Origin of the sequence: Mesorhizobium sp. CA8, assembly GCF_020164955.1 — a bacterium.
Classification (GTDB): domain Bacteria; phylum Pseudomonadota; class Alphaproteobacteria; order Rhizobiales; family Rhizobiaceae; genus Mesorhizobium.
Window position 1 is genome coordinate 232708 of the sequence record NZ_JAIUHG010000001.1, and the last position, 25665, is coordinate 258372.

The window sequence follows — 25665 nt, forward strand, 5'->3', positions numbered from 1 at the left end:
GCTGCCCGCGCCGCGCCAGAACAAGGAATTGACGCATGAACGGACAGAATATCCGCATCCGCCTTAAGGCGTTTGACCACCGGGTGCTCGACGCCTCGACGCGCGAAATCGTGTCGACCGCCAAGCGCACCGGCGCCAACGTCCGCGGCCCCATTCCGCTGCCGACGCGGATCGAAAAATTCACGGTCAACCGGTCGCCCCACGTCGACAAGAAGAGCCGTGAGCAGTTCGAAATGCGCACGCACAAGCGGCTGCTCGACATTGTCGATCCGACCCCGCAGACGGTCGATGCTTTGATGAAGCTCGATCTGGCGGCCGGTGTCGACGTCGAGATCAAGCTCTAAGGAATGGAGCGCGGCAAGGGGCGTTGCCCCCGGCCCGGAACTCTAAAGGAATTGAACCGATGCGTTCAGGTGTGATTGCAAAGAAGGTGGGAATGACCCGCATCTATAACGATGCCGGGGAACACGTTCCCGTCACCGTTCTCCAGATGGAGAACTGCCAGGTCGTGGCTCAGCGCACGCAGGAGAAGAACGGCTACACGGCCGTCCAGCTCGGCGTTGGCCTTGCCAAGGTGAAGAACACGTCGAAGGCGATGCGCGGCCATTTCGCCGCCGCTTCCGTCGAGCCGAAGGCGAAGCTCGCCGAGTTCCGCGTATCGGCCGACAACATGATCGACGTCGGCGCCGAGCTGACCGTCGAGCATTTCGTCGCCGGCCAGAAGGTGGACGTCACCGGCACCTCGACCGGTAAGGGTTTCCAGGGTGTGATCAAGCGGCACAACATGGGTGGTGGCCGCGCGACCCACGGTAACTCGGTCTCGCACCGCACGCACGGTTCGACCGGCCAGCGCCAGGACCCCGGCAAGGTGTTCAAGGGCAAGAAGATGGCCGGCCACATGGGCGACACCCGCGTCACCACGCAGAATGTCGAGGTCGTCTCGACCGACGCCGATCGCGGCCTGATCCTGATCCGCGGCGCGGTTCCCGGCGTCAAGGGCGCCTGGATCCTGGTTCGCGACGCCGCCAAGGTTGCGCTGCCGGCCAATGCGCCGAAGCCGGCCGCGATCCGTGCCGCTGCCGCCAAGAACGAAGCCCCGGCCACTGAGGGAGCCGAATAATGGATCTCAAGATCACAACGCTGGGCGGCAAGGACGCCGGCAAGGTGAAACTCTCCGAGGAGATTTTCGGCCTTGATCCGCGCGAAGACATCCTGCAGCGCGTCGTGCGCTGGCAGCTCGCCAAGAAGCAGCAGGGCACGCACAAGGCCAAGGGCCGCGCCGAAATCGCGCGCACCGGCGCCAAGATGTACAAGCAGAAGGGTACGGGCCGCGCCCGTCACCACTCGGCTCGCGCTCCGCAGTTCCGCGGTGGCGGCAAGGCACACGGCCCGGTCGTTCGCAGCCATGAGCACGAGCTGCCGAAGAAGGTCCGTGCGCTGGGCTTGAAGCATGCTCTCTCGGCCAAGGCCAAGAGCGCTTCGCTCATCATCGTCGACGAGCTGAAGCTCGCCGACGCCAAGACCAAGGCGCTGGTGGCGAACCTCGAGACGCTGGGGCTGACCAACGCCCTGGTGATCGGCGGCGCCGAGCTTGACCAGAACTTCAAGCTGGCCGCGACCAACATTCCGAACATCGACGTGCTGCCCATCCAGGGCATCAACGTCTACGACATTCTGCGCCGCGGCACGCTGGTCCTTTCGAAGGCCGCCGTCGAGGCTCTCGAGGAGCGCTTTAAATGACCGACCTCCGTCACTACGACGTGATCGTCTCGCCGGCGATCACCGAAAAGTCGACCATGGCTTCCGAGCAGAACCAGGTCGTCTTCAACGTCGCCAAGAAGGCGTCGAAGCCGGAAATCAAGGCTGCCGTGGAAGCTCTCTTCGGCGTCAAGGTGACGGCTGTGAACACGCTCGTCCGCAAGGGCAAGATCAAGCGCTTCCGCGGCACCGTTGGCCGCCAGGGCGATGTCAAGAAGGCGGTTGTGACGCTGGCCGACGGCCAGTCGATCGACGTCGCGACGGGTCTCTGAGCAAGGCCGCGAGGACAGGACAATGGCACTTAAGAAATTCAACCCGGTAACGCCGAGCACCCGCCAGCTGGTCATCGTCGACCGCTCGGGCCTCTATAAGGGCAAGCCCGTCAAGGGCCTGACCGAAGGCCTGACCAAGTCGGGCGGCCGCAACAATTACGGCCGCATCACGGCCCGCTTCATCGGCGGCGGTCACAAGCGTTCGTACCGCATCATCGACTTCAAGCGTAAGAAGTACGACGTTGTCGGCACGGTCGAGCGTATCGAATACGATCCGAACCGCACCGCCTTCATCGCGCTGATCAAGTATGACGATGGCGAGCTGTCCTACATCCTGGCTCCGCAGCGCCTGGCTGCCGGCGACAAGATCGTGGCCGGCGAAGCGGTTGACGTGAAGCCGGGCAATGCGATGCCGCTGGCCTCGATGCCGGTCGGCACGATCGTCCACAACATCGAGCTGAAGCCGGGCAAGGGTGGCCAGGTCGCCCGTTCGGCTGGCGGTTACGCCCAGCTCGTCGGCCGCGACCAGGGCATGGCGATCCTTCGCCTCAACTCGGGCGAGCAGCGCGTCGTGCACGGCTCCTGCATGGCCACCGTCGGTGCCGTGTCGAACCCCGACCACGGCAACATCAACGACGGCAAGGCCGGTCGCACCGTGTGGCGCGGCAAGCGCCCGCACAATCGCGGCGTGGCCATGAACCCGGTCGATCATCCGCATGGCGGCGGCGAAGGCCGCACCTCGGGTGGCCGTCATCCGGTTTCGCCCTGGGGCAAGCCGACCAAGGGCAAGAAGACGCGGTCCAACAAGGCGACCGACAAGTTCATCCTGCGCTCGCGCCATCAGCGCAAGAGCTAAGAAGAGGTAACGCCAAGTGACTCGTTCGATTTGGAAAGGCCCCTTCATCGACGGCTACCTTCTCAAGAAGGTGGACAAGGTTCGTGAAGGTGGTCGCAATGAGGTGATCAAGATGTGGAGCCGTCGCTCCACCATCCTGCCGCAGTTCGTCGGCCTCACCTTCGGTGTCTACAACGGCCAGAAGCACGTCCCGGTCTCGGTGAACGAGGACATGGTCGGCCACAAGTTCGGTGAATTCGCTCCGACCCGGACCTATTACGGTCACGGCGCGGATAAGAAGGCGAAGAGGAAATAATCATGGGCAAGGCCAAAGCTCCGCGCAGGCTTGCTGATAACGAGGCGCGTGCCGTTCTGCGCACGATCCGTATCAGCCCGCAGAAGCTGAACCTGGTTGCCGCGCTGATCCGCGGCAAGAAGGTCGCGACAGCGCTTTCCGACCTCGAATTCTCGGCCAAGCGGATTTCCGGCACGGTCAAGAAGACGCTGGAATCGGCGATCGCCAACGCGGAAAACAATCACGACCTCGACGTCGATGCGCTGGTCGTGGCGGAAGCCTATGTCGGCAAGTCCATCGTCATGAAGCGTTTCCACGCTCGTGGCCGCGGTCGCGCCAGCCGTATCGAAAAGCCGTTCTCGCACCTCACGATCGTCGTTCGTGAAGTCGAGGAAAAAGGGGAGGCCGCATAATGGGCCAGAAAGTCAATCCGATCGGGCTGCGTCTCGGCATCAACCGTACCTGGGATTCGCGCTGGTTCGCGAACACCGGCGAGTACGGCCAGCTGCTGCATGAGGACATCAAGATCCGCAAGTATCTTGAGAAGGAACTCAAGCAGGCCGCGATCTCCAAGGTCGTGATCGAGCGTCCGCATAAGAAGTGCCGCGTCACCATCCACGCCGCGCGCCCGGGCCTCATCATCGGCAAGAAGGGCGCCGACATCGAGAAGCTTCGCAAGAAGCTGACCGAGATGACGAAATCCGAAACGCATCTCAACATCGTTGAAGTGCGCAAGCCGGAAATCGACGCGACGCTGATCGCCCAGTCGATCGCCCAGCAGCTCGAGCGCCGTATCGCGTTCCGCCGTGCCATGAAACGTGCCGTTCAGTCGGCCATGCGTCTCGGCGCCGAAGGCATCCGCATCAACTGCTCCGGCCGTCTCGGCGGCGCCGAAATCGCGCGCATGGAGTGGTACCGCGAAGGCCGCGTGCCGCTGCATACGCTGCGCGCCGATGTCGACTACGGCACGGCCGAGGCTAACACGGCCTACGGTATCTGCGGCGTCAAGGTGTGGGTGTTCAAGGGCGAGATCCTCGAGCACGACCCGATGGCTTCCGAGCGCCGTGCAACCGAAGGTGATGCCGCGCATGGCGGCGGCGGTGCTGGTGGCGAGCGCGAACGCGGCCGCCGTCGCGAGAACGCCTGAGACATTTGAGAATTTGGAGTTAGAACGATGCTGCAGCCAAAGCGCACAAAGTTCCGCAAGCAGTTCAAGGGCCGTATCCACGGTACCGCCAAGGGCGGCACCAACCTGGATTTCGGCGGTTTCGGGCTGAAGGCGCTTGAGCCGAACCGCGTCACCGCGCGCGAGATCGAGGCGGCCCGCCGCGCGATCACCCGCGAGATGAAGCGCGCCGGCCGCGTCTGGATCCGGGTGTTCCCGGACCTGCCGGTCACCTCGAAGCCGACCGAAGTTCGCATGGGTAAGGGCAAGGGCGCAGTCGACTATTGGGCGGCGCGCGTCAAGCCCGGCCGTATCATGTTCGAGATCGACGGCGTCAGCGAGGAGACCGCTCGTGAAGCGCTGCGCCTCGGCGCCGCCAAGCTCTCGGTCAAGACGCGCTTCGTGCAGCGCATCGCAGAATAAGGACAGGCGATCATGAAAGCCGAAGACATCCGGACCAAGACCCAGGATCAGCTGACCGACGACCTGGCCGCTCTCAAGAAGGAGCAGTTCAACCTGCGCTTCCAGAAGGCCACCGGCCAGCTCGAAAAGACCGCGCGCGTGAAGCAGGTCCGCAAGGACATCGCGCGCATCAAGACCATCGCCGCGGAAAAAGCCGCGGCCAAGAAGGGTTAAGGACGAGAACCATGCCAAAGCGCATCCTGCAGGGCACCGTCGTCAGCGACAAGAACGAGAAGACGGTCGTGGTCAAGGTCGAGCGTCGCTTCACCCATCCGGTGATGAAGAAGACCGTGCGCATGACCAAGAAGTACAAGGCGCACGACGAGAACAACGCTCACAAGGTCGGCGACCAGGTGTTCATCCAGGAATCGAAGCCGATTTCGAAGGACAAGCGCTGGGTTGTCGTCTCTTCGGATCAGGCTTGATCCGGGCGAACGAACCGAATTTTGGACAGACCGGGGAGGGGTGAAGAACCCGTCCCGTTAGAAAAGAAGAAGGCGGCCAGTCATGATTCAGATGCAAACAAACCTCGACGTCGCGGACAATTCCGGCGCCCGTCGTGTCATGTGCATCAAGGTGCTGGGCGGCTCGAAGCGGAAATATGCCTCCGTCGGCGACATCATCGTGGTGTCGATCAAGGAAGCCATTCCGCGCGGCCGCGTTAAGAAGGGCGATGTGATGAAGGCGGTCGTGGTTCGCACGGCCAAGGACATCCGCCGCCCGGACGGCAGCGTGATCCGTTTCGACAAGAACGCGGCCGTTCTCGTCGACAATAAGAAAGAGCCGATCGGCACCCGCATCTTCGGACCGGTTCCGCGCGAATTGCGCGCCAAGAACCACATGAAGATCATCTCGCTCGCGCCTGAAGTGCTGTAAGGAGCCGGACCAATGCAAAAGATCAAAAAAGGCGACAAGGTCGTCGTGCTTGCCGGCAAGGACAAGGGCCGTTCGGGCGAAGTCCTGTCGGTGCAGCCGAAGGAAGACACCGCGGTTGTCCGCGGCGTGAACCTCATTCGCCGTCACCAGAAGCAGACCCAGTCCCAAGAGGGCGGGATCATCACCAAGGAAGCGCCGATCCACCTGTCGAATATCGCGCTGGCCGACCCCAAGGACGGCAAGCCGACCCGCGTCGGCTTCACCATCCAGAAGGATGGCAAGAAGGTGCGCGTCGCCAAGCGTTCGGGAGAAGTCATCAATGGCTAAGGCTGAAACCAAGCAGGCAACTGCCAAGAACGAGCCGCGCCTCAAGAAGGTCTACAACGAGACCATCCGCAAGGCGATGCAGGAGCAGTTCGGCTACGACAACGACATGCAGGTTCCGCGCATCGACAAGATCGTGCTGAACATGGGGGTCGGCGAAGCAACCGCAGACTCCAAGAAGCCCTCGGTCGCGGCCGAGGATCTGGCGCTGATCGCCGGCCAGAAGGCCGTCGTCACCCGCGCCCGCAACTCGATTGCCGGCTTCAAGGTGCGCGAGAACATGCCGATCGGCGCCAAGGTCACGCTGCGCAAGGAACGCATGTACGAGTTCCTCGACCGCCTGGTGAACATCGCGCTGCCGCGCGTTCGCGACTTCCGCGGGCTGAACCCGAAGAGCTTTGACGGCCGTGGCAACTACGCCATGGGCATCAAGGAACACATCGTGTTCCCGGAGATCAACTACGACAAGGTTGATCAGGTCTGGGGCATGGACGTCATCGTTTGTACGACGGCGAAGACGGATGACGAGGCCAGAGCGCTGCTCAAGGCCTTCAACTTCCCCTTCCGCCAGTAACGGCAGCGAAAAAGGAAAAATCTGAAATGGCAAAGACCAGCTCAGTCGAGAAGAACAACCGGCGCCGCAAGCTCGCCGACCAGTACGCCGCCAAGCGCACGGCGCTCAAGGCCATCATCATGGATCAGTCCAAGCCGATGGAAGAGCGTTTCCGCGCCCAGTTGAAGCTTTCGGCGCTGCCGCGCAACTCGGCCAAGATCCGCATCCGCAACCGCTGCGAGGTGACGGGCCGTCCGCGCGCCTATTATCGCAAGCTGAAGCTTTCGCGTATCGCGCTTCGCGATCTGGGCAATACTGGCCAGATCCCGGGCCTGGTCAAGTCGAGCTGGTAAGGAGACACTGAGATGTCATTGAGCGATCCTCTCGGCGATATGCTGACCCGCATCCGCAACGCCTACGGCCGCAAGAAGTCGAGCGTTTCGACCCCGGCCTCGCGTCTGCGTGCCCGCGTCCTCGAAGTGCTGAAGTCGGAAGGCTATATCCGCGACTACAGCCAGACCGACTTCGAGAACGGCAAGTCGGAAATCGAGATCGAGCTGAAGTATTTCGACGGTGCCCCGGTGGTGCGCGAGATCGAGCGCGTCTCGAAGCCTGGCCGCCGCGTCTATGTCTCGGCCAAGTCGATCCCGCAGGTCGCCAACGGCCTCGGCATCGCCATCCTCTCGACCCCGAAGGGCGTCATGGCCGACCATGAAGCGCGCGAGCAGAATGTCGGCGGCGAGATTCTCTGCCAGATCTTCTGATCCGGCGCGAGATTGATGAATGGGCTTCGGTTCTCGGGATCGCGCCCGGGAACTGGAACCTGAAACCAAAGAAGTGACGAGGACAACAAAATGTCTCGTATCGGAAAGAAACCCGTTTCGCTGCCGCAGGGCGTGACCGCCTCCGTCAACGGCCAGACCGTGACGGCGAAGGGTCCCAAGGGCGAGCTGAAGTTCGTGGTGAACGACGAAGTGCTGGTGAAGATGGAGAACAACGAGATCTCCGTCGAGCCGCGCGACCAGACCAAGAACGCCCGCTCCAAGTGGGGCATGTCGCGCACGCAGATCGTTAACATCCTGCAGGGCGTGAAGGACGGCTTCGAGAAGAAGCTCGAGATCACCGGCGTCGGCTATCGTGCGGCGCTGCAGGGCAAGAACCTGCAACTGGCCCTCGGCTTCAGCCACGACGTGGTCTATGAGACGCCCCAGGGCATCACCATCACGGTGCCGAAGCCGACCGAAATCACGGTCTCGGGCATCGACAAGCAGCAGGTCGGCCAGGTCGCCGCCGAGATTCGCGAATATCGCGGTCCCGAGCCCTACAAGGGCAAGGGCGTGCGCTATGCCGACGAGCGCATCGTGCGCAAGGAAGGCAAGAAGAAGTAATCGGCCTGGCCCCGAAAGGCCAAGCCGGAGAAGTGTAACGCCGCGGGGAGCGGCCGCGGGAGGCTTGGCCTACCGCACAGGGTTGCCCCCGTTTTCTGAAGGCAAGGAACTGACATCATGGCAAGCCCCAAAGAAACCATCCAGCGCCGCGCGCAGCGCGTGCGCCGCCAGCTGAAGAAGGTCGCCGGCGAGCGTCCGCGGCTTTCGGTGCACCGTACATCGAAGAACATCTACGTTCAGGTGATCGACGACGCCAACGGCCACACGCTGGCCGCCGCCTCGACGCTCGAGAAGGACCTCAAGGGTTCGCTCAAGACCGGCGCAGACACCGCTGCCGCGGCCGCGGTCGGCAAGCTGATCGCCGAGCGCGCCGCCAAGGCGGGCGTCAAGGAAGTCGTCTTCGACCGCGGCCCGTATATCTATCACGGCCGCGTCAAGGCGCTGGCCGAGGCAGCTCGCGAAGGCGGCCTCAGCTTCTGATTTTTCGCCGCTGACGACCCCAAGGCGGCGTCAGTAATTAGCAACCCGTGCTTCCGGAAAAGAACAAGGACTAGGATATGGCACAGGAACGTAGAGAAGGCGGCCGCGGCCGAGAGCGTGAACGCGAAGAGCGTGACGACGGCATGGTGGACAAGCTCGTCCACATCAACCGCGTCGCCAAGGTGGTGAAGGGTGGCCGTCGTTTCGGCTTTGCCGCTCTCGTCGTCGTCGGCGACCAGAAGGGCCGCGTCGGCTTCGGCCACGGCAAGGCGCGCGAAGTGCCGGAAGCCATCCGCAAGGCGACCGAATCGGCCAAGCGCGACATGATCTTCGTGCCGCTGCGTTCGGGCCGCACGCTGCATCACGACGTCGAGGGCCGTTGGGGCGCCGGACGCGTTCTGCTGCGCGCCGCCAAGCAGGGTACCGGCATCATCGCCGGCGGCCCGATGCGCGCCGTCTTCGAGACGCTCGGCATGCATGACGTGGTTGCCAAGTCGATGGGTTCGTCGAACCCCTACAACATGGTTCGCGCCACCTTCGACGCGCTGAAGAGCCAGATGCATCCGAAGGATGTGGCTGCCGCGCGTGGCATCAAGTACTCGACCCTTCAGGCCCGCCGCGGCACCGCCGTTGCGGCTGAAGAATAGTCGACGCTGACCAGGGATTTCGACCATGGCCAAGAAAGCTACCAAGACCATAACCGTCGAGCAGATCGGCTCCCCGATCCGCCGGCCGAAGGAGCAGCGCGCGACGCTGGTCGGCCTCGGCCTGAACAAGATGCACAAGCGGCGCACCCTGGAAGACACCCCTTCCGTGCGCGGCATGATCGCCGCCGTCCAGCACCTCGTCCGCGTCGTGGACGAGGCCTGAACGGAAGCGCAGGAGAAGAATGATGAAACTCAACGATCTGCGTGACAAGGACGGCGCCACGCACTCCAAGAAGCGCCTCGGTCGCGGCATCGGCTCCGGCTCGGGCAAGACCGCCGGTCGCGGCGTCAAGGGCCAGAAGGCCCGTTCGGGCGTTGCCATCAACGGCTTCGAGGGTGGCCAGATGCCGCTCTACCGGCGCCTGCCGAAGCGCGGCTTCAACAACCTGTTCGGCAAGAGCTTCGCGATTGTGTCGCTGGCCAAGATCCAGGCGGCGATCGACGCCAAGAAGCTCGACGCCAAGGCGGCCGTGACGGCCGAGGCCCTGGTTGCCGCCGGCGTCATCCGCCGCGCCAAGGACGGCGTGCGCGTGCTGTCCGACGGCGAGCTCAAGGCCAAGCTCTCCTTCGACGTGGCCGGCGCCTCCAAGGCCGCGATCGAGAAGATCGAGAAGGCCGGCGGTTCGGTGAAGCTGCCGGAAGCGGCCGCCGCCGAGTAACGGCGATTTGAAGCGCGGCCGACCGGGATGATTTCGCATTTTCCGTCGAACCGCGCTTTGACCAGATGAATTGGGCGGCCGCGTCAACGCGGCCGCTTGCATGTTTAAGGTCCGGAGCTTATCTCGTGAGCTTCGGTGACACGCGCGCCTGAGCTGCGGGCATAGAGCGTGACACAGAAATCAATGAAGTAGAGCATGATATCGTCCGAAAACCGCTCCATATTTTTCGGCGTCATGCTCTAGCGGAGAATCAGGCATGGCTTCGGCTGCTGAACAACTAGCCTCCAATCTGAATTTCGCGGCCTTCGCCAAGGCCGAGGATCTCAAGAAGCGCATCTGGTTCACCATCGGCGCGCTGCTCGTCTACCGCCTCGGCACCTATATCCCGCTTCCCGGCATCAACCCCGACGCTTTCGCCCAGGCCTTCTCCTCGCAGAGCAAGGGCGTGCTCGGCATGTTCAACATGTTTGCAGGCGGCGCCGTGCAGCGCATGGCGATCTTCGCGCTGGGCATCATGCCCTACATCTCCGCCTCCATCATCATGCAGCTGATGACCTCGGTCATCCCGTCGCTGGAAGCGCTGAAGAAGGAAGGCGAGCAGGGCCGCAAGATCATCAACCAGTACACGCGCTACGGCACCGTGCTTCTGGCGCTGATCCAGGCCTACGGCATTTCGATCGGCCTCGAAGGCGGCAACGGCATCGTCAACGATCCCGGCATGTTCTTCCGCATCTCGACCGTCGTCACACTGGTCGGCGGCACCATGTTCCTGATGTGGCTCGGCGAGCAGATCACGGCGCGCGGCATCGGCAACGGCATTTCGCTGATCATCTTCTCCGGCATCGTCGCGGGCCTGCCGCGGGCGATCTCCGGCACGCTGGAGCTCGGCCGCACCGGCGCGCTGTCGACGGGCCTCATCCTCGCCATCATCGTTCTGGCCATTATCGTCATTGCGCTCATCGTCTTCTTCGAGCGCGCGCAGCGCCGCCTGCTCATCCAGTATCCGAAGCGCCAGGTCGGCAACCGGATATTTCAGGGCGATACCTCGCATTTGCCGCTGAAGCTCAACACCTCGGGCGTCATCCCGCCGATCTTCGCGTCCTCGCTGCTGCTTCTGCCGGCCACCGTCGCGGGCTTCTCGCAGGCGACCAACATGCCGGCCTGGGCAAGCACGATCCTGGCCTCGCTTGGCCACGGCCAGCCGCTCTACATGATCTTCTATGCGGGCATGATCGTCTTCTTCGCCTTCTTCTACACGGCGATCGTCTTCAACCCGAAGGACACGGCCGACCAGCTCAAGAAGCATTCCGGCTTCATCCCGGGCTATCGTCCGGGTGAGCGCACGGCCGACTATATCGACTATGTTCTGACGCGTATCACCGTCGTCGGCGCCATTTACCTGGTGCTGGTCTGTCTGCTGCCGGAGTTCCTGATTTCGGCGACTGGCGTACCTTTCTATCTCGGTGGCACATCGCTTCTGATCGTGGTCAGTGTCACGCTCGACACGGTGGCGCAGATTCAGGGCCACCTGATCGCGCACCAGTATGAAGGCCTGATCAAGAAGTCGAAGTTGCGCGGGGGTAAGAGGAGCAGATGAGGCTGATATTGCTTGGGCCGCCAGGAGCGGGCAAGGGGACGCAAGCACAAAGACTGGTAGAAGAATACGGCATCCCGCAGCTCTCGACGGGCGACATGCTGCGTGCCGCCGTCCAGGCGGGAACCGAGGTCGGCAAGCGCGCCAAGGCGGTGATGGATGCGGGTGAGCTGGTCTCGGATGCGATCGTCAACGCCATCGTCGCCGAACGCATCGATCAGCCGGATTGCGCCAAGGGCTTCATCCTCGATGGCTATCCGCGCACGCTGGTCCAGGCGGACGCGGTCGAGGCGATGCTTGCCGAGCGCGGCATTGCGCTCGACACCGTCATCGAGCTGGTCGTCGACGACAAGGCGCTGGTTGGCCGAATCGTCAAACGTGCCGAGGACGCCAAGGCTGCCGGCCAGCCGGTGCGCAAGGACGACAATCCGGAGGTATTCGAGGAACGCCTGCGCGAATACTACAAGAAGACGGCGCCGCTGACCGGTTACTACTACGCCAAGGGCAAGCTCAAGACCGTCGACGGCATGGCCAGTATCGATGCCGTGACCGCCGAGATCAGCAAGGTGCTCGCGGCCGCCGCGAAGTAGGCTGCGCAGACAATTGACGATTGCGCTTGGCGACAATTGACGATTGCGCTTGACTGGAGGGGGGCGTTGGGGTATGGCGGCCCGTCTTCCTATCAGGCATGGACTTTGCTTGCCCTTGCGGGCAAGGCATCCGCTTTGAACCAGGAAACTCCCGCAAGGGCCGGCCTCCACCGGACGCGGGGCAACTTCGACAGCGCCGGGCATGCCCGGCCCACATGGAGAAAGAGAAGAAAATGGCTCGTATAGCCGGCGTCAACATTCCGACCAACAAGCGCGTCGTCATTGCGCTTCAGTACATTCACGGCATCGGCAAGAAATTTGCCCAGGAGATCGTCGATAAGGTCGGCATCCCGGCGGACCGCCGCGTCAACCAGCTGACCGACGCGGAAGTGCTGCAGATCCGCGAGACGATCGACCGCGACTACCAGGTCGAAGGCGACCTGCGCCGCGAAGTCTCGATGAACATCAAGCGGCTCATGGACCTCGGCTGCTACCGCGGCCTGCGTCACCGCCGCTCGCTGCCGGTCCGTGGCCAGCGCACGCACACCAATGCGCGCACCCGCAAGGGTCCGGCCAAGGCGATCGCCGGCAAGAAGAAGTAATTTAGGGAGTAAGGGTAGGGCAGTAAGGCAATAGGGATTGCGTTTTCCCTACTCCCTTACTGCCTTACTCCCCTACTGCCTTCCCAAGGTGGAGCCGCTGGCATTACGGCGGTGTAGAGATCAACTGAAAGGACTACCATGGCCAAGGAAGCCGCTCGTGTTCGCCGTCGCGAACGCAAGAACATCTCGTCGGGCGTCGCCCACGTCAATTCGACCTTCAACAACACCATGATCACCATCACCGACGCGCAGGGCAATTCGATTGCCTGGTCGTCGGCCGGTGCGCAGGGCTTCAAGGGTTCGCGCAAGTCGACCCCGTTCGCTGCCCAGATGGCTGCCGAGGACGTCGCCAAGAAGGCGCAGGAACACGGCATGCGCATGCTCGAGGTCGAGGTCTGCGGACCCGGCTCCGGCCGTGAATCGGCTCTTCGCGCGCTGCAGGCCGCAGGCTTCACCATCACCTCGATCCGCGACGTGACGCCGATCCCGCACAATGGCTGCCGTCCGCGCAAGAAGCGCCGCGTCTGATTTTTTAAACGCCGCGCGAACGCCACGGCGTTCCTCCGCGGTTTTCCGTGTCGCCCGCCACGATTGGATGGTGGCGGGGCAAAGGAAGGAAGATATTTATGATCCAGAAAAACTGGCAGGAACTGATCAAGCCGAACAAGATCGAGTTCTCGTCGAAGAAGAAGACGCTGACCACGCTGGTGGCCGAGCCGCTCGAGCGCGGCTTTGGTCTCACGCTGGGCAACGCGCTGCGGCGCGTGCTTCTGTCTTCGCTGCGCGGCGCGGCTGTCACCGCCGTTCAGATCGACGGCGTGCTGCATGAATTCTCGTCCATCGCCGGCGTGCGCGAGGACGTGACCGACATCGTGCTCAACATCAAGGAAATAGCCATCCGCATGGAAGGCGATGGTCCCAAGCGCATGGTCGTGCGCAAGCAGGGCCCGGGCGCCGTGCTCGCCGGCGACATCCAGACCGTGGGCGACGTCGAGATCCTCAACCCCGACCACGTCATCTGCACGCTGGACGAGGGCGCCGAGATACGCATGGAGTTCACCGTCGACACCGGCAAGGGCTATGTCCCGGCAGAGCGCAACCGCGCCGAGGACGCGCCGATCGGCCTGATCCCGGTCGACAGCCTCTACTCGCCGGTCAAGAAGGTCTCCTACAAGGTGGAGAACACACGTGAGGGCCAGGTTCTCGACTATGACAAGCTGACCATGACCATCGAGACCAACGGCTCGATCTCGGGCGAGGACGCGGTCGCGTTCGCCGCCCGCATCCTGCAGGACCAGCTCGCGCTGTTCGTCAATTTCGACGAGCCGCAGAAGGAAGTCGCCGCCGAAGCCGTCACCGAACTCGCCTTCAATCCGGCGCTGCTCAAGAAGGTCGACGAGCTCGAGCTTTCGGTGCGTTCGGCCAACTGCCTGAAGAACGACAACATCGTCTATATCGGCGATCTGATCCAGAAGACCGAAGCCGAGATGCTGCGCACCCCGAACTTCGGCCGCAAGTCGCTGAACGAGATCAAGGAAGTGCTGGCCGCCATGGGTCTGCACCTCGGCATGGAAGTGCCGGACTGGCCGCCGGAAAACATCGAAGACCTCGCCAAGCGTTACGAAGACCAATATTGAGCATGAATTCCAAGGATCGGCGGCGAGAGCCGCTCGATCCGACGGTCATGCGGAAAACCATCAGAGGCCATGGCCTCTTGAACAACTGAAGAAGGAAAAGAGCCATGCGCCATGGTTTCAAAGGCCGTCGCTTCGCCCGCAGCGTAAGCCACCGCAAGTCGATGTTCGCCAACCTCGCCGTGTCTCTGATCGAGCACGAGCAGATCGTCACCACTCTGCCGAAGGCGAAGGACCTGCGTCCGATCGTCGAGAAGCTCGTCACGCTCGGCAAGCGCGGCGATCTGCACGCCCGTCGTCAGGTCATCGCCCAGATCGGCAACGAGTCGGTCGTGAAGCGCCTGTTCGACACGCTTGCGCCGCGTTACGCGCAGCGCAACGGCGGTTATCTGCGCATCATGAAGGCGGGCTTCCGCAAGGGCGACAACGCCGCGATGGCGGTGATCGAATTCGTCGACCGCGACACCTCGGCCAAGGGCGCCGCCGACCGCGCCCGTATCGAGGCGGAAGGCGCCAATGAGGAAACCGCGGCCGCCTGAGGCCGCTGTTTCGCCAATGACTTCGAGGGGCCTACGGGCCCCTTTTGCATTTGGAGCAGGTTTGAGCCGAGTGAGCGGAATTTCACGCCCAGGCTCAAGCTTTTGCGCGACAAGTGTCGCATTTGTGTGCATTAGCCTTTCATTCTGCACATTCGTCGAGACAATGGCGCCCGATCTGGAGGGATTCGAAAATGCACCTCAAACGAGTGTTTCTTGTTGCCGCGCTGGCTATCTTCGCCGCGGCACCGGCCGCAAGACAGGCTTTTGCCGAGGATGCCGCCAAGCCGGCCGATCCGGGCCTCTCCGATGTGCTGACCGACCTGCTGCATGGCGTCGAAGGCGAGAACGGCACGTCCGGACCTGACAAGCGCGTCCCGTTCGGCCGTGAGGAGGTGCAACTCTCCTTTGCGCCGCTGGTCAAGCAAACGGCCCCGGCCGTCGTCAATGTCTATGCCTCGCAGACCGCCAAGGTGACGTCGCCTTTCGAGGGCGATCCCTTCTTCGAGGAGTTCTTCGGCCGCGCCAAGCCGCGCGCGCAGTCCTCGCTGGGCTCCGGCGTTCTGGTCGATCCGACCGGCGTCATCGTCACCAACTTCCATGTCATCAAAGATGCTGACGAGGTGAAGGTCGCGACCGCCGACGGACGCGAATTCACCTCCAAGGTCATGCTCAAGGACGAAACGCTCGATCTCGCCGTGCTCAAGATCTCGGCCGACAAGCCGTTCCCGGTGATTGCCATCGGCGATTCCGACGCGCTCGAGGTCGGCGACCTGGTGCTCGCCATCGGCAATCCGTTCGGCGTCGGCCAGACCACCACCAGCGGTATAGTCTCGGCGCTTGCCCGCAGCCATATCGGCGTCTCGGATTCGGGCTATTTCATCCAGACCGATGCGGCCATTAATCCGGGCAATTCGGGCGGCGCGCTGATCAACATGGGCGGTCAGCTGGTCGGCATCAACACGGCGATCTACAGCCGCAGCGGCGGCTCGATCGGTATTGGCTTCGCCATCCCCTCGAACATGGTGCGCGCCTTCGCCGACGCCGCCAAGGCCGGGCTGGACTTCTTCGAGCGTCCCTATATCGGCGCAGAATTCGAAATGGTGACCCCGCAGATCGCGGAATCGCTCGGCATGGAGAAGCCGACCGGTGCCCTGGTGTCGTCCGTGGACGTAGCCGGGCCTGCCGGCAAGGTTGGCCTGAAGCCTGGCGACGTCATCCTGTCGCTCAACAACACGCCGGTCGAAAGCATCGAGGCGCTCGACTACCGCATGGCGACGCTGTCGATCGGCACCAAGGCGACGTTCGGCGTGCTGAGCAAGGGGCAGCAGACGACGCTGGAAATCCCGCTGGAGCGCGCGCCGGAAGGCGCCAAGCCCAGTGAGGTCACTCTGCGTGGCCGCAGCCCCTTTTCCGGCGCCAAAGTCGCGGAGCTTTCGCCCAGACTTGCCCAGCGGCTTGGCCTGCGCACCGATCTCAAGGGCGTCACCGTCATCGATATCAGCCGCGATTCGCCGGCCGCCGATTTCGGCTTCCAGCCGGGCGATATCGTGCGCGAGGTGAACGGCACCACCATCGAGACCGCGGCAACGCTGGCGCAGGTTGCCCAGCAGGACACGCGCTGGTGGCGCTTTACCGTCGAGCGCGGCGGGCAGATACTGCGCCAGGTGTTGCGTTATTGAGGCGATCTGCCCATTTAGAGCGTGATCCCGAACCGAAGGCCCGCGTAGCAAAAAGCCGGAACCGGTGTTCGGACAAGATAATGCTCTAAAAAGGGCGGAATCGCGTTTCAACCAAAAGACTTGCATGGCCGATCTGTTCAGTTCCGATGAGCCGGAAAAGGCGCCGCCCGGGCGGCCGCTGGCCGATCGGCTGCGCCCGAAAAACCTCGGCGAGGTCGTCGGCCAGGAGCATCTGACCGGCCCGGACGGCGCGCTGACCAGGCTGATCGATTCCGGCTCGCTCGGCTCGATGATCTTCTGGGGTCCGCCCGGCACCGGCAAGACGACGGTGGCGCGGCTGCTCGCCGGTGAGACCAACCTTGCCTTCGAGCAGATCTCTGCCGTGTTTTCCGGCGTCGCGGACCTCAAGAAAGTGTTCGAGGCGGCGAAGCTCAGGCGCGCCAGCGGCCGCCAGACGCTGCTCTTCGTCGACGAAATCCATCGCTTCAACCGCGCCCAGCAGGACGGTTTTTTGCCGGTGATGGAAGACGGCACCGTGGTGCTGGTCGGCGCCACCACGGAGAACCCGTCCTTCGAGCTGAATGCAGCACTTCTGTCGCGAGCGCGTGTGTTGGTGTTCCGTTCGCTGAGCGAGGAAAGCATCGCCAAGCTTCTGGCCCGGGCGGAAGAAACCGAGGGCAGGGCGCTGCCGCTCGACGAAGAGGCGCGCGCGATGCTGATCCGCATGGCGGATGGCGACGGCCGCGCCTCGCTGACGCTGGCCGAGGAAGTCTGGCGCGCCGCAAAGAAGGGCGAGGTGTTCGGCCCGGAAGGCCTGCAACGCGTCATCCAGCGCCGAGCGCCGATCTACGACAAGGGCCAGGACGGCCATTACAATCTGATCTCGGCACTGCACAAATCGGTGCGCGGCTCCGATCCGGATGCGGCGCTCTATTATCTTGCCCGCATGTTCGATGCCGGCGAGGATCCGCTCTATCTTGGCCGCCGGCTGGTGCGCATGGCGGTGGAGGATATCGGGCTCGCCGATCCTCAGGCGCTTGTCGTCGCCAATGCGGCCAAGGACGCCTATGACTATCTTGGCTCGCCCGAGGGCGAACTCGCCTTCGCCCAGGCCGCCGTCTATCTCGCCACGGCGCCGAAATCGAACGCAGTCTACACAGCCTTCAAGGCTGCGACCGCGGCGGCCAAGGAGTTCGGCTCGCTGCTGCCGCCCAAGCACATCCTCAATGCCCCAACCAAGCTGATGAAGCAGGAGGATTACGGCGCCGGCTATCGCTACGACCATGACGAGCCGGACGCGTTTTCAGGCCAGGACTATTTTCCGGAGAAGATGGGCCGGCACACTTTCTACGATCCGCCGGAACGCGGTTTCGAGCGCGATATCCGCAAGCGGCTGGAATACTGGGCGAAGCTGCGCAGCGAACGGAACAGCTGAGTTCCGCGGCCCGGCGGTCGGCACGCTTCGTCGCCAAGCAACGCGATGGTGGACCACACCTGCTGCGGCATTGTGCCGGGAAACAAAAAATCCTATCAAGACGCACGGCTGGCGGGGGTCGCCGTGATTTGGCAAACGCAACAGGACCGCGCTCCCGCGCGCATGACAATGACAAAGCAAACCGTCAAGACGCTCCGCAAGGCCGCCATCGCGGTCGTGGTCCTCGCGCTCGCCTTCTATTTCATCCCGGTCCTGACCGCCATCTGGGTCGTCTGCGGCCTGATCGATGTCATGCGCAACGACCAGAAGGACCGGAACCTGTTCGAACGTTATTTCCTCGGCAATGGCCTGTTCACCTGGCTGTTGTCGCCGTTCAATCTGGTCGTCGACCTTCTCTGCTACCGCAACCCCGGCGTCTGGAAACCAGAGCAGTTCCCTGAGGACTATCAGCGCGAGATCAACGAGGTCCTGGGCGTCTTCAAGGAGCGCAAGGACGAGATCATCGCCGACATCGACGCCAATTTCGGCGCCGGCCGGCGCGGCATGTATGTCTACCAGTGGTACGGCAAGCACAAGATCGACAATGTTCCCGAATTCAACAGGGATTACAAATACATCAAGACGATCGCGGTATCCGTTTTCAGCAAGCGCGAATCCACATCCTGGCATTTCGGTCCGCTCCGGCTCAGCCTGCGCATCCTCTACAATCTGATTCCGGTGCAGGCGGAGATTTTCGTCCAGTGCGGCAGCAAGAAGAACTACTGGTACGACAACCCTTTGTTCATCTTCGACGACACGCTGTTCCACCGCTCGGTCAACGAATATGACGGCCGCCGCTACTGCGTCTTCGTCGACATCATCCGGCCTTCTCCGTTCCCAAAACTGATCGCGGGCCTTCTCGCCATCGTCTCGGTCAGCGTGGAGCGCATCAATTCCATCTTCTACAAGAACTGGAAGATGATCGGTTCGTCCAAGCCGAAGGCCGCTGCCAACTGATCACCGCGCTTCTTCAATCGGTGGTTCGGCCGGCGTGCGGCCGAACCTCGGATGGCTGCGATTGGGGTAATCATCCGGCTTTGTTGGGTCTTTGGCTCGCAACATGCTCGCCTTAGTGCTATGGCCCCGCTTTCAAACGGAAAAGCGTAGCCATGGCAGGTGTTGAACAGATCACGGTTGAGGCCGGCGAGGCGGGCATGCGGCTCGACCGCTGGTTCAAGGTGCATTATCCGGGCCTCGGCTTCGGCCACCTGCAAAAGCTGTTGCGTTCGGGGCAGATCCGCGTCGACGGTGGCCGGGTGAAGGCGGACACGCGCGTCGAGCCCGGCCAGTCTGTCCGCGTTCCGCCACTCGACGTCGACAAGAAGGGCGATGCGCCGCTCACCGGCCACTCGATCCGCAATCAAGGCGATGCCGATGTGCTCGCCAAGATGCTTCTGCACGAGGACCCGAAAGTCTTCGTCTTCAACAAGCCCGCCGGCCTCGCCGTGCAGGGCGGCTCCGGCGTCACTCGCAATGTCGACGACATGCTGGAAGCCTGGCGCAACCAGAAGGGCGAGAAGCCCCGCCTCGTCCATCGCCTCGACCGCGACACGTCCGGCGTGCTGGTGGTTGCCCGCACCCGTCTTGCCGCGATGAAGCTTTCGGAAGCGTTCCGCGCGCGCGAAACCAAGAAAACCTACTGGGCGCTGGTCAAGGGTGTGCCGCCCAAGCGCGAGGACAAGATCTCGACCTGGCTGATCAAGGAGCCGACGGAGGATGGCGACCGCGTGCGCGTGGCCGCGCATGGAGAGAAGGGCGCCGACCACGCCGTCTCCTACTACCGTGTCATCGAGCAGGCGGCGCAGACGATGACCTGGCTGGAGATGGAGCCCTATACCGGCCGCACTCACCAGCTTCGCGTTCACGCCGCCTACATAGGTTGCCCGATCATTGGCGACCCCAAATATTTTGAGGCCGATACCAACTGGGACTTCCCGGGCGGCATTCAGAACCGCCTGCACCTGCATGCGCGCCGCATAATCATCCCGCATCCCGACCAGGGTACCATCGACGTGACGGCGCCGATGCCGCCACATATGCGCCAGAGCTGGAACCTGATCGGCTTCGACGACCAGAGCGCGGAAGACTGACTTGGCTGTCGCCCCCGCATTGGATCGCCGCGATGCGGTCGACATGGCGGCGGCGGCCATCATGGTCGGGCTGACCTTTTCCTGAGGCCTGAACTACGTTGCCGCCAAGGTCTCCTATGCGGGCTACGACCCAGTCTTCGTCTCGATCGCACGTTCGCTCATCGGGGGAGCCTGCGTATTCGCCTGGTGTCGGCTGCGCGGCATCAAGCTCTTCGAAGCGGACGGGACGCTTAGTGCCGGCATCATCGTCGGCGTGCTCTTCGGCGTCGAGTTCCTCTGCCTCTATATCGGGCTCGAATACACGACCGTTGCCCGCAACACGCTCCTGGTCAACACAATGCCGTTCTGGGTGCTGATCGGCGGCCATTTCCTGCTTGGCGAGCGCATCAACGCGCGCAAACTCGGTGGGCTTGTTCTCGCCTTCTGCGGCCTGGCGGCGGTTTTCGCCGACGGCATCGCTGCCGGCAGCGACGCGACACTGACAGGCGATCTGCTCAGTCTCGGTTCGGGCATTCTCTGGGCGGCGACCAGCATCGTCATCAAGCGATCGAAGCTGGTTGAGACGCGCGCGGAGAAGCTGCTGCTCTATCAGTTGGCCGGCGCTGCCATTGTGGGTGCCTTGGTGATGCCTTTCGCCGGTCCGCCGATCCGCGCGGTTGCCGCTTTGCCGACGCTGGCGCTGCTGTTCCAGTCTTTCTATATCGTTGCCTTCACCTATGTGTTGTGGTTCTGGCTGCTCACGCGCTATCCGGCAGCAAGCCTGTCGAGCTTCGCCTTCCTGTCGCCGGTGTTCGGCGTCCTGTGCGGCGCGCTGCTGTTGGGCGAGCCGCCGACGGTCAGGATAATCGTGGCGCTCGGCCTGATCGCGGCCGGGCTGATTATCGTCAACCGGCCGGCGCGCAGGCAGCCAACAGCATAGATCAGCTCGCCGAACAGCAAGCTGCTCTATCTCTTTGTTTTGACGCAATTCCGGACGGAAAACCGCTTCACACTTTTCCTGGAATTGCTTTAAGGAGTTCGGCATGCGCGACATCCTCGAAGACCTCGAAGCCGGCAAATTGCTGTCCGATCCCGATCCCGTGCGCCGCGCCCAGATCCAGATGAAGACGTCGCTGCCGAAGCGTTTCTACAAGGCCGTTTCGGTGGCTCCCGTCGAGAACGGTTTTGCCATCCATCTCGACGGACGGCCGGTGCGCACGCCGGGCAAGGCCGTGATGGTGCTGCCGACCGAAAAGGCCGCCGCCCTAGTGGCCGATGAATTCAGCGCGCAAACCGAGGTCATCGATCCGATGACGATGCCCGTCATGCGTCTCGTCAACACCGCCGTCGACGGCGTCGCCTCCGATCCGCAGGCGGTGCTGGAGGACGTGCTGCGCTTCGCCTCGTCCGATCTTTTGTGCTACCGGGCCGATGGCCCGCAGGGACTGGTCGATCGCCAGAACAAACTCTGGGATCCGGTGCTCGACTGGGCACGCAGCAGCCTCGGCGCGCGCTTCAATCTTGCCGAAGGCGTCATCCATGTCGAGCAGCCGCGCGAAACCATCGCCGTCCTCGGCGCGCATCTTGGCCAACGCTCCGAGCCGATGCGGCTGGCCGCCATCCATGTCATGACGGCGCTGACCGGCTCGGCGCTGCTGGCTTTAGCCGTCGATTTCGGCGAGCTCGACGCCGAGGAAGCTTGGGCGGCGGCCCATGTCGACGAGGACTGGCAGATCGAGCATTGGGGACAGGATGCCGAGGCGGTGGCGCGTCGCTCGGCGCGCAAGCGCGACATGATGGCGGCGGTCAGCCTGCTCGAGGCGCTGCAAGGCTAAAGCAATTGCAGGAGGTGGGCAGCGGCTTCTGCCCAAGAATTGCGCGAAGCTGAGCCGCTCCAAGCGTCGCGCCGCTTTCGCAGCGCACCTAATACCAAAGTCATAATCCCATCGTCGCGGTGCCTTTCACCGGCGCTTTCTGTCATTTTTCTGCGTTGGCTGCGTTTTTTGAGTCCGCGTCCGGAGGAGTTGTGGACGGTGGCGCGCAGCCATCGAGGACAGACGGGATCTCACGGGAGGATATATAAATGGCAATGGCTTCGACCGCCGGCGGAACCAGCCGCGGCATGACGCGGGAGGAGAAGAAGGTCATCTTCGCCTCATCGCTCGGCACCGTTTTCGAGTGGTATGATTTCTATCTCTACGGCTCGCTGGCAGCCTTCATCGGCTCGACCTTCTTCAGTCCGGCGATTCCCGAGGCGACGCGCAACATCTTCGCGCTGCTGGCCTTTGCTGCAGGCTTCCTCGTGCGTCCCTTCGGCGCCCTGGTGTTCGGCCGGATCGGCGATCTCGTCGGCCGCAAATACACCTTCCTCGTCACCATGACGATCATGGGCCTGTCCACCTTCCTGGTCGGCCTGCTGCCCGGCTATGCCAGCTGGGGCATTGCGGCGCCAGTGATCCTGATCGGGCTGCGCATGCTGCAGGGCCTTGCGCTTGGCGGCGAATATGGCGGCGCCGCGACCTATGTCGCCGAACACGCGCCGGACGACCGACGCGGCTACTACACGTCCTGGATCCAGACCACGGCGACGCTCGGCCTGTTCCTGTCGCTGATCGTCATCCTGATCGTCCAGGGCTCGCTCAGCAAAGAGACCTACGCCAGTTGGGGGTGGCGCATCCCCTTCATCGTCTCGTTCTTACTCCTCGCCATCTCGATCTGGATCCGGCTGTCGCTTTCAGAGTCGCCGACCTTCCAGCGCATGAAGGAGGAAGGTAAGGGCTCGAAGGCGCCGTTAACGGAAGCTTTCGGTCAGTGGAAGAACGCCAAGATCGCCCTTCTGGCGCTGCTCGGCCTTACCGCCGGCCAGGCCGTGATCTGGTACAACGGGCAGTTCTACGCCCTGTTCTTCCTGCAGAACGTGCTGAAGGTCGACGCATGGTCGGTCAACGTCATGATCGCTATCGCGCTTGCCGTCGGCTCGATCTTCTTCGTCGTGTTCGGCTGGCTGTCGGACAAAATCGGTCGCAAGCCCATCATCATGGCGGGCCTTGCGCTCGGGATCGTCTGCACTTTCCCGCTGTTCAAGGCGCTTACCTGGGCCGCCAATCCGGCTCTGGCCACCGCGCAGCAGAACACCCGCGCGACGGTGACGGCGGCGCCCGGCGACTGCAAGTTCCAGTTCAATCCGGTCGGCACGGCGAAGTTCACGACATCCTGTGACATCGCGACGTCGTTCCTGACGAAGAACTCGGTGCCTTACGACGTCGTTGCGACGGCGGCGCCCGGCACGGCTGCCACGGTCAAGATCGGCAACGAGACGGTGGCGTCCTATGACGCCGTTGCCGCTGGCGATCAGGCCAAGGCCAAGGAGGCGGCCTTCCAGAAAGCGGTGAACATGGCGCTGCAGGACGGCGGCTATCCGCTGAAGCGCGCCGCGGCCAAGGTTCCGGACCAGAAACTCGACGCCTTCATCGCGGCCAATCCGGAACTGAAGCTCGACGCTGCCACGATCCGTGCCGGCGAGAAGACGACGGTTCCGGTCGACAAGGCAATCGCCGATAAGCTGCTGACCAAGGATGAGGCGGCCGGCGCGCCGGAAGTTACCGTCTACACCATCCCGGGCGGCGGTGCCTTCGCCATGACTGCCGATCCGGCAGCCATCAACTGGCCGCTCACGATCGGCATCCTGTTTATCCTGGTGCTGTTCGTCACCATGGTCTATGGGCCGATCGCCGCGGTCCTGGTCGAGATGTTCCCGACCCGCATCCGCTACACCGGCATGTCGCTGCCTTACCACATCGGCAATGGCTGGTTCGGCGGCCTGCTGCCGGCGACGGTGTTCGCCCTCAGCGCCTATAAGGGCGATATCTATTACGGTCTCTGGTATCCGGTGATCATCGCGGCGATGTCGCTTATCATCGGCATGATCTTCGTCAGGGATACGCTCGGCACAGACCTGCACGCCAAGGAATGACCTCGGTCATCCGTTCAAACAGAAAGCCCGGCGTGAGCAATCACGCCGGGCTTTTTTATGCCGAACTGAAAGAAGTGCTCAGCTATTGCGCTGCTGGCTCTCTTCCTCGATCGCCGCTTCGTGGTACCAGCCGTCGAAGTCGGCGTGTTCGCCGCGAAGTGCTGCAAGTTCTGCCGCGAATTTGGCCTTGGCGCCTAAATTTGAGGCAGGCTTGCGTGCTGCAAGCGGGAACAGCAGGATTTTTGCCGACGGCCGCGATGGCGTGACTTGCATTGCCAACCTCCTCGTCTTTTCAGGAGCGTACCGATTCACTTTCCCATCAAAATATGTCCTGCGATTCCTTTAGGCAATATGCTTACAAAAAGATCAGCAATTGCCTATTTTGTAAGCAAAATTGGCGCCTGAACGTTCCAGGCGCATTGCTGAGGCGGCTCAGCAAAATCAACGCGTTGCCATGACCATTTTGCCGCACCCGATGAAGGCCGAGTGGCATACGAATTGCTTTTTAATCGTCGGCAGGCCGGCTCCAGCCGGCCGAGCGTCGCCACCGTGTGGCGGTGATCAAGCAACGAGAGGCACTGGAATGACCAAATACAAGCTCGAGTATATCTGGCTCGACGGCTACACCCCGACCCCCAATCTGCGCGGCAAGACCCAGATCAAGGAGTTTGCCGAGTTCCCGACGCTCGAGCAGCTGCCGCTATGGGGCTTCGATGGTTCCTCCACCAACCAGGCTGAGGGCCGCAGCTCCGATTGCGTGCTGAAGCCGGTCGCGCTTTATCCGGATCCGGCCCGTACAAACGGCATCCTGGTCATGTGCGAAGTCATGATGCCCGATGGGGTCACCCCGCATGAATCGAACAGCCGCGCGACCATCCTCGACGACGAGGACGCCTGGTTTGGCTTCGAGCAGGAATATTTCTTCTACAAGGATGGCCGCCCCCTCGGCTTCCCCGAGAGCGGCTATCCGGCCCCGCAGGGTCCGTATTACACCGGCGTCGGCTACAAGAATGTCGGCGACGTCGCCCGCCAGATCGTCGAGGAGCATCTCGACCTCTGCCTCGCCGCCGGCATCAACCATGAAGGCATTAACGCCGAAGTGGCCAAGGGCCAGTGGGAATTCCAGATTTTCGGTAAGGGCTCCAAGAAGGCCGCCGACCAGATCTGGATGGCGCGCTATCTGCTGCTGCGCCTGACCGAAAAATACGGCATCGACATCGAATTCCACTGCAAGCCGCTCGGCGACACGGACTGGAACGGCTCGGGCATGCACTGCAATTTCTCGACCAAGTACATGCGTGAAGTTGGCGGCAAGGCCTATTTCGAGGCGCTGATGGCGCAGTTCGAGAAAAACCTGATGGACCACATCGCCGTCTACGGTCCGGACAACGACAAGCGCCTGACCGGCAAGCATGAGACCGCGCCGTGGAACAAGTTCTCCTACGGCGTCGCCGACCGCGGCGCTTCGATCCGCGTGCCGCACTCCTTCGTCAAGAACGACTACAAGGGCTACCTGGAAGACCGTCGTCCGAACTCGCAGGGCGACCCCTACCAGATCGCCTCGCAGGTGCTGAAGACGATCTCGCAGGTTTCGACAGCCGCCGTTTCGGCCGCCGCCTGATCTGTTTCGTCGCCACAGCTTGAAGGCTGTGGTGCGCCGAGAACGACAAAAAAGCCCCGGCGGGTTACCGCCGGGGCTTTTTGCCGTTTGGAAACATGGCCGCAAAACCTGTCTCC

At 62.8% G+C, this 25665-nt stretch carries 36 protein-coding genes; 35 read left to right on the top strand and 1 reads right to left on the bottom strand.

Going from position 1 to position 25665, the window contains the following annotated elements; all coding sequences use genetic code 11:
• The first annotated feature begins 35 nt into the window (after positions 1-35).
• The 34 genes from rpsJ (at position 36) to LB553_RS01570 (ending at position 23928) form a co-directional block, all read left to right on the top strand.
• On the top strand, positions 36-344 hold the full coding sequence (gene rpsJ / locus LB553_RS01405) for a 30S ribosomal protein S10 (protein ID WP_006205468.1): 309 nt from the start codon (positions 36-38) through the stop codon (positions 342-344).
• A 59-nt stretch (positions 345-403) separates the two neighbouring features.
• The gene (rplC, locus tag LB553_RS01410; RefSeq protein WP_224509813.1) at positions 404-1120 is read left to right on the top strand and encodes a 50S ribosomal protein L3; all 717 of its coding nucleotides are present in this window, start codon (positions 404-406) and stop codon (positions 1118-1120) included.
• A complete protein-coding gene (gene rplD / locus LB553_RS01415; RefSeq protein ID WP_224509816.1) occupies positions 1120-1740 on the top strand; it encodes a 50S ribosomal protein L4 in 621 nt (206 codons plus the stop codon). Before rplC ends, rplD begins: the two co-directional genes overlap by 1 nt.
• On the top strand, positions 1737-2030 hold the full coding sequence (locus LB553_RS01420) for a 50S ribosomal protein L23 (protein ID WP_040983033.1): 294 nt from the start codon (positions 1737-1739) through the stop codon (positions 2028-2030). Before rplD ends, LB553_RS01420 begins: the two co-directional genes overlap by 4 nt.
• 22 nt (positions 2031-2052) lie before the next feature.
• Positions 2053-2886, top strand: a complete 834-nt coding sequence (gene rplB / locus LB553_RS01425) for a 50S ribosomal protein L2 (RefSeq protein WP_126084116.1) — start codon at positions 2053-2055, stop codon at positions 2884-2886.
• 16 nt (positions 2887-2902) lie between these two features.
• Positions 2903-3181: a 30S ribosomal protein S19 gene (rpsS, locus tag LB553_RS01430; protein ID WP_015317982.1), complete on the top strand. Its 279-nt coding sequence runs from the start codon at positions 2903-2905 to the stop codon at positions 3179-3181.
• A 2-nt stretch (positions 3182-3183) separates the two neighbouring features.
• A complete protein-coding gene (gene rplV / locus LB553_RS01435) occupies positions 3184-3573 on the top strand; it encodes a 50S ribosomal protein L22 (protein WP_010909277.1) in 390 nt (129 codons plus the stop codon).
• A complete protein-coding gene (rpsC, locus tag LB553_RS01440) occupies positions 3573-4307 on the top strand; it encodes a 30S ribosomal protein S3 (protein ID WP_140815875.1) in 735 nt (244 codons plus the stop codon). The genes rplV and rpsC overlap by 1 nt, the downstream gene beginning before the upstream one ends.
• 27 nt (positions 4308-4334) lie before the next feature.
• Positions 4335-4748 (top strand): 50S ribosomal protein L16, encoded by a 414-nt coding sequence (gene rplP, locus LB553_RS01445; RefSeq protein WP_027170364.1) that lies wholly within the window; start codon positions 4335-4337, stop codon positions 4746-4748.
• A gap of 12 nt (positions 4749-4760) precedes the next feature.
• Positions 4761-4961 carry a 50S ribosomal protein L29 gene (rpmC, locus tag LB553_RS01450; protein ID WP_042642190.1) on the top strand — a complete coding sequence of 67 codons (201 nt, stop codon included), beginning with the start codon at positions 4761-4763 and terminating at the stop codon, positions 4959-4961.
• 11 nt (positions 4962-4972) lie between these two features.
• Positions 4973-5212, top strand: a complete 240-nt coding sequence (gene rpsQ / locus LB553_RS01455) for a 30S ribosomal protein S17 (protein WP_023675136.1) — start codon at positions 4973-4975, stop codon at positions 5210-5212.
• An 82-nt stretch (positions 5213-5294) separates the two neighbouring features.
• Entirely contained in the window at positions 5295-5663 is a 369-nt protein-coding gene (gene rplN / locus LB553_RS01460; protein ID WP_006205457.1) for a 50S ribosomal protein L14, read from the top strand.
• A gap of 12 nt (positions 5664-5675) precedes the next feature.
• Positions 5676-5990, top strand: coding sequence for a 50S ribosomal protein L24 (gene rplX / locus LB553_RS01465; RefSeq protein WP_042642195.1), 315 nt, complete (start codon positions 5676-5678; stop codon positions 5988-5990).
• Positions 5983-6561, top strand: a complete 579-nt coding sequence (gene rplE / locus LB553_RS01470; RefSeq protein ID WP_095765509.1) for a 50S ribosomal protein L5 — start codon at positions 5983-5985, stop codon at positions 6559-6561. The genes rplX and rplE overlap by 8 nt, the downstream gene beginning before the upstream one ends.
• A 26-nt stretch (positions 6562-6587) precedes the next feature.
• Positions 6588-6893 (top strand): 30S ribosomal protein S14, encoded by a 306-nt coding sequence (rpsN, locus tag LB553_RS01475; protein WP_042642199.1) that lies wholly within the window; start codon positions 6588-6590, stop codon positions 6891-6893.
• A gap of 12 nt (positions 6894-6905) precedes the next feature.
• Positions 6906-7304, top strand: coding sequence for a 30S ribosomal protein S8 (gene rpsH / locus LB553_RS01480; protein ID WP_042642201.1), 399 nt, complete (start codon positions 6906-6908; stop codon positions 7302-7304).
• Between the two features lie 90 nt (positions 7305-7394).
• Positions 7395-7928: a 50S ribosomal protein L6 gene (gene rplF / locus LB553_RS01485; protein WP_095818135.1), complete on the top strand. Its 534-nt coding sequence runs from the start codon at positions 7395-7397 to the stop codon at positions 7926-7928.
• A 117-nt stretch (positions 7929-8045) separates the two neighbouring features.
• A complete protein-coding gene (gene rplR, locus LB553_RS01490; RefSeq protein ID WP_095765507.1) occupies positions 8046-8408 on the top strand; it encodes a 50S ribosomal protein L18 in 363 nt (120 codons plus the stop codon).
• 77 nt (positions 8409-8485) lie between these two features.
• Entirely contained in the window at positions 8486-9055 is a 570-nt protein-coding gene (gene rpsE / locus LB553_RS01495) for a 30S ribosomal protein S5 (RefSeq protein WP_027046810.1), read from the top strand.
• Between the two features lie 25 nt (positions 9056-9080).
• The gene (gene rpmD / locus LB553_RS01500) at positions 9081-9278 is read left to right on the top strand and encodes a 50S ribosomal protein L30 (RefSeq protein WP_027170355.1); all 198 of its coding nucleotides are present in this window, start codon (positions 9081-9083) and stop codon (positions 9276-9278) included.
• A 22-nt stretch (positions 9279-9300) separates the two neighbouring features.
• A complete protein-coding gene (gene rplO, locus LB553_RS01505) occupies positions 9301-9774 on the top strand; it encodes a 50S ribosomal protein L15 (RefSeq protein WP_224509819.1) in 474 nt (157 codons plus the stop codon).
• A gap of 256 nt (positions 9775-10030) precedes the next feature.
• Positions 10031-11371: a preprotein translocase subunit SecY gene (gene secY, locus LB553_RS01510; protein WP_224509822.1), complete on the top strand. Its 1341-nt coding sequence runs from the start codon at positions 10031-10033 to the stop codon at positions 11369-11371.
• Positions 11368-11958 carry an adenylate kinase gene (locus tag LB553_RS01515; protein ID WP_224509825.1) on the top strand — a complete coding sequence of 197 codons (591 nt, stop codon included), beginning with the start codon at positions 11368-11370 and terminating at the stop codon, positions 11956-11958. The genes secY and LB553_RS01515 overlap by 4 nt, the downstream gene beginning before the upstream one ends.
• 233 nt (positions 11959-12191) lie before the next feature.
• Complete coding sequence (gene rpsM, locus LB553_RS01520; RefSeq protein ID WP_027170351.1) at positions 12192-12560, top strand: 30S ribosomal protein S13; 369 nt, start codon at positions 12192-12194, stop codon at positions 12558-12560.
• A gap of 138 nt (positions 12561-12698) precedes the next feature.
• The gene (gene rpsK, locus LB553_RS01525; RefSeq protein WP_006205444.1) at positions 12699-13088 is read left to right on the top strand and encodes a 30S ribosomal protein S11; all 390 of its coding nucleotides are present in this window, start codon (positions 12699-12701) and stop codon (positions 13086-13088) included.
• A gap of 98 nt (positions 13089-13186) precedes the next feature.
• Positions 13187-14197, top strand: coding sequence for a DNA-directed RNA polymerase subunit alpha (locus LB553_RS01530; protein ID WP_040983001.1), 1011 nt, complete (start codon positions 13187-13189; stop codon positions 14195-14197).
• A 104-nt stretch (positions 14198-14301) separates the two neighbouring features.
• Positions 14302-14733: a 50S ribosomal protein L17 gene (rplQ, locus tag LB553_RS01535; RefSeq protein WP_224509828.1), complete on the top strand. Its 432-nt coding sequence runs from the start codon at positions 14302-14304 to the stop codon at positions 14731-14733.
• A 191-nt stretch (positions 14734-14924) separates the two neighbouring features.
• On the top strand, positions 14925-16412 hold the full coding sequence (locus LB553_RS01540) for a DegQ family serine endoprotease (protein ID WP_224509832.1): 1488 nt from the start codon (positions 14925-14927) through the stop codon (positions 16410-16412).
• 124 nt (positions 16413-16536) lie between these two features.
• Positions 16537-17847: a replication-associated recombination protein A gene (locus tag LB553_RS01545; protein ID WP_224509834.1), complete on the top strand. Its 1311-nt coding sequence runs from the start codon at positions 16537-16539 to the stop codon at positions 17845-17847.
• Positions 17848-18015: 168 nt separating this feature from the next.
• Positions 18016-18843, top strand: coding sequence for an aspartyl/asparaginyl beta-hydroxylase domain-containing protein (locus LB553_RS01550; protein WP_224509836.1), 828 nt, complete (start codon positions 18016-18018; stop codon positions 18841-18843).
• A gap of 152 nt (positions 18844-18995) precedes the next feature.
• Entirely contained in the window at positions 18996-19976 is a 981-nt protein-coding gene (locus LB553_RS01555; protein ID WP_224509838.1) for an RluA family pseudouridine synthase, read from the top strand.
• A gap of 88 nt (positions 19977-20064) precedes the next feature.
• Positions 20065-20895, top strand: coding sequence for a DMT family transporter (locus tag LB553_RS01560; RefSeq protein ID WP_224510474.1), 831 nt, complete (start codon positions 20065-20067; stop codon positions 20893-20895).
• A 103-nt stretch (positions 20896-20998) separates the two neighbouring features.
• Complete coding sequence (locus LB553_RS01565; protein WP_224509840.1) at positions 20999-21790, top strand: ATP12 family chaperone protein; 792 nt, start codon at positions 20999-21001, stop codon at positions 21788-21790.
• Positions 21791-22038: 248 nt separating this feature from the next.
• Positions 22039-23928 (top strand): MFS transporter, encoded by a 1890-nt coding sequence (locus tag LB553_RS01570; protein WP_224509841.1) that lies wholly within the window; start codon positions 22039-22041, stop codon positions 23926-23928.
• A gap of 78 nt (positions 23929-24006) precedes the next feature.
• Here LB553_RS01570 and LB553_RS01575 read toward each other — a convergent pair whose 3' ends face one another.
• Positions 24007-24201, bottom strand: coding sequence for a DUF2735 domain-containing protein (locus tag LB553_RS01575; RefSeq protein ID WP_224509843.1), 195 nt, complete (start codon positions 24199-24201; stop codon positions 24007-24009).
• 310 nt (positions 24202-24511) lie between these two features.
• Here LB553_RS01575 and LB553_RS01580 point away from each other — a divergent pair, with 310 nt between their 5' ends.
• Entirely contained in the window at positions 24512-25549 is a 1038-nt protein-coding gene (locus tag LB553_RS01580) for a glutamine synthetase beta-grasp domain-containing protein (protein ID WP_224509846.1), read from the top strand.
• The last annotated feature ends 116 nt before the right edge of the window (positions 25550-25665 follow it).

Coding starts and splice junctions, on each gene's coding strand:
- rplV (WP_010909277.1), top strand. CDS start 3,184: ATGGGCAAGGCCAAAGCTCCGCGCAGGCTTGCTGATAACGAGGCGCGT.
- LB553_RS01515 (WP_224509825.1), top strand. CDS start 11,368: ATGAGGCTGATATTGCTTGGGCCGCCAGGAGCGGGCAAGGGGACGCAA.
- rpsK (WP_006205444.1), top strand. CDS start 12,699: ATGGCCAAGGAAGCCGCTCGTGTTCGCCGTCGCGAACGCAAGAACATC.
- rpsQ (WP_023675136.1), top strand. CDS start 4,973: ATGCCAAAGCGCATCCTGCAGGGCACCGTCGTCAGCGACAAGAACGAG.
- rpsE (WP_027046810.1), top strand. CDS start 8,486: ATGGCACAGGAACGTAGAGAAGGCGGCCGCGGCCGAGAGCGTGAACGC.
- LB553_RS01420 (WP_040983033.1), top strand. CDS start 1,737: ATGACCGACCTCCGTCACTACGACGTGATCGTCTCGCCGGCGATCACC.
- rplF (WP_095818135.1), top strand. CDS start 7,395: ATGTCTCGTATCGGAAAGAAACCCGTTTCGCTGCCGCAGGGCGTGACC.
- LB553_RS01530 (WP_040983001.1), top strand. CDS start 13,187: ATGATCCAGAAAAACTGGCAGGAACTGATCAAGCCGAACAAGATCGAG.
- rplP (WP_027170364.1), top strand. CDS start 4,335: ATGCTGCAGCCAAAGCGCACAAAGTTCCGCAAGCAGTTCAAGGGCCGT.
- rpmC (WP_042642190.1), top strand. CDS start 4,761: ATGAAAGCCGAAGACATCCGGACCAAGACCCAGGATCAGCTGACCGAC.
- rpsH (WP_042642201.1), top strand. CDS start 6,906: ATGTCATTGAGCGATCCTCTCGGCGATATGCTGACCCGCATCCGCAAC.
- rplR (WP_095765507.1), top strand. CDS start 8,046: ATGGCAAGCCCCAAAGAAACCATCCAGCGCCGCGCGCAGCGCGTGCGC.
- rplQ (WP_224509828.1), top strand. CDS start 14,302: ATGCGCCATGGTTTCAAAGGCCGTCGCTTCGCCCGCAGCGTAAGCCAC.
- secY (WP_224509822.1), top strand. CDS start 10,031: ATGGCTTCGGCTGCTGAACAACTAGCCTCCAATCTGAATTTCGCGGCC.
- rplN (WP_006205457.1), top strand. CDS start 5,295: ATGATTCAGATGCAAACAAACCTCGACGTCGCGGACAATTCCGGCGCC.
- LB553_RS01555 (WP_224509838.1), top strand. CDS start 18,996: ATGGCAGGTGTTGAACAGATCACGGTTGAGGCCGGCGAGGCGGGCATG.
- LB553_RS01545 (WP_224509834.1), top strand. CDS start 16,537: ATGGCCGATCTGTTCAGTTCCGATGAGCCGGAAAAGGCGCCGCCCGGG.
- rpsJ (WP_006205468.1), top strand. CDS start 36: ATGAACGGACAGAATATCCGCATCCGCCTTAAGGCGTTTGACCACCGG.
- rpmD (WP_027170355.1), top strand. CDS start 9,081: ATGGCCAAGAAAGCTACCAAGACCATAACCGTCGAGCAGATCGGCTCC.
- LB553_RS01565 (WP_224509840.1), top strand. CDS start 20,999: ATGCGCGACATCCTCGAAGACCTCGAAGCCGGCAAATTGCTGTCCGAT.
- rpsM (WP_027170351.1), top strand. CDS start 12,192: ATGGCTCGTATAGCCGGCGTCAACATTCCGACCAACAAGCGCGTCGTC.
- rplO (WP_224509819.1), top strand. CDS start 9,301: ATGAAACTCAACGATCTGCGTGACAAGGACGGCGCCACGCACTCCAAG.
- rplC (WP_224509813.1), top strand. CDS start 404: ATGCGTTCAGGTGTGATTGCAAAGAAGGTGGGAATGACCCGCATCTAT.
- LB553_RS01550 (WP_224509836.1), top strand. CDS start 18,016: ATGACAAAGCAAACCGTCAAGACGCTCCGCAAGGCCGCCATCGCGGTC.
- rpsN (WP_042642199.1), top strand. CDS start 6,588: ATGGCAAAGACCAGCTCAGTCGAGAAGAACAACCGGCGCCGCAAGCTC.
- rplB (WP_126084116.1), top strand. CDS start 2,053: ATGGCACTTAAGAAATTCAACCCGGTAACGCCGAGCACCCGCCAGCTG.
- LB553_RS01540 (WP_224509832.1), top strand. CDS start 14,925: ATGCACCTCAAACGAGTGTTTCTTGTTGCCGCGCTGGCTATCTTCGCC.
- rplX (WP_042642195.1), top strand. CDS start 5,676: ATGCAAAAGATCAAAAAAGGCGACAAGGTCGTCGTGCTTGCCGGCAAG.
- rplD (WP_224509816.1), top strand. CDS start 1,120: ATGGATCTCAAGATCACAACGCTGGGCGGCAAGGACGCCGGCAAGGTG.
- LB553_RS01570 (WP_224509841.1), top strand. CDS start 22,039: ATGGCAATGGCTTCGACCGCCGGCGGAACCAGCCGCGGCATGACGCGG.
- LB553_RS01575 (WP_224509843.1), bottom strand. CDS start 24,201: ATGCAAGTCACGCCATCGCGGCCGTCGGCAAAAATCCTGCTGTTCCCG.
- rplE (WP_095765509.1), top strand. CDS start 5,983: ATGGCTAAGGCTGAAACCAAGCAGGCAACTGCCAAGAACGAGCCGCGC.
- LB553_RS01580 (WP_224509846.1), top strand. CDS start 24,512: ATGACCAAATACAAGCTCGAGTATATCTGGCTCGACGGCTACACCCCG.
- rpsC (WP_140815875.1), top strand. CDS start 3,573: ATGGGCCAGAAAGTCAATCCGATCGGGCTGCGTCTCGGCATCAACCGT.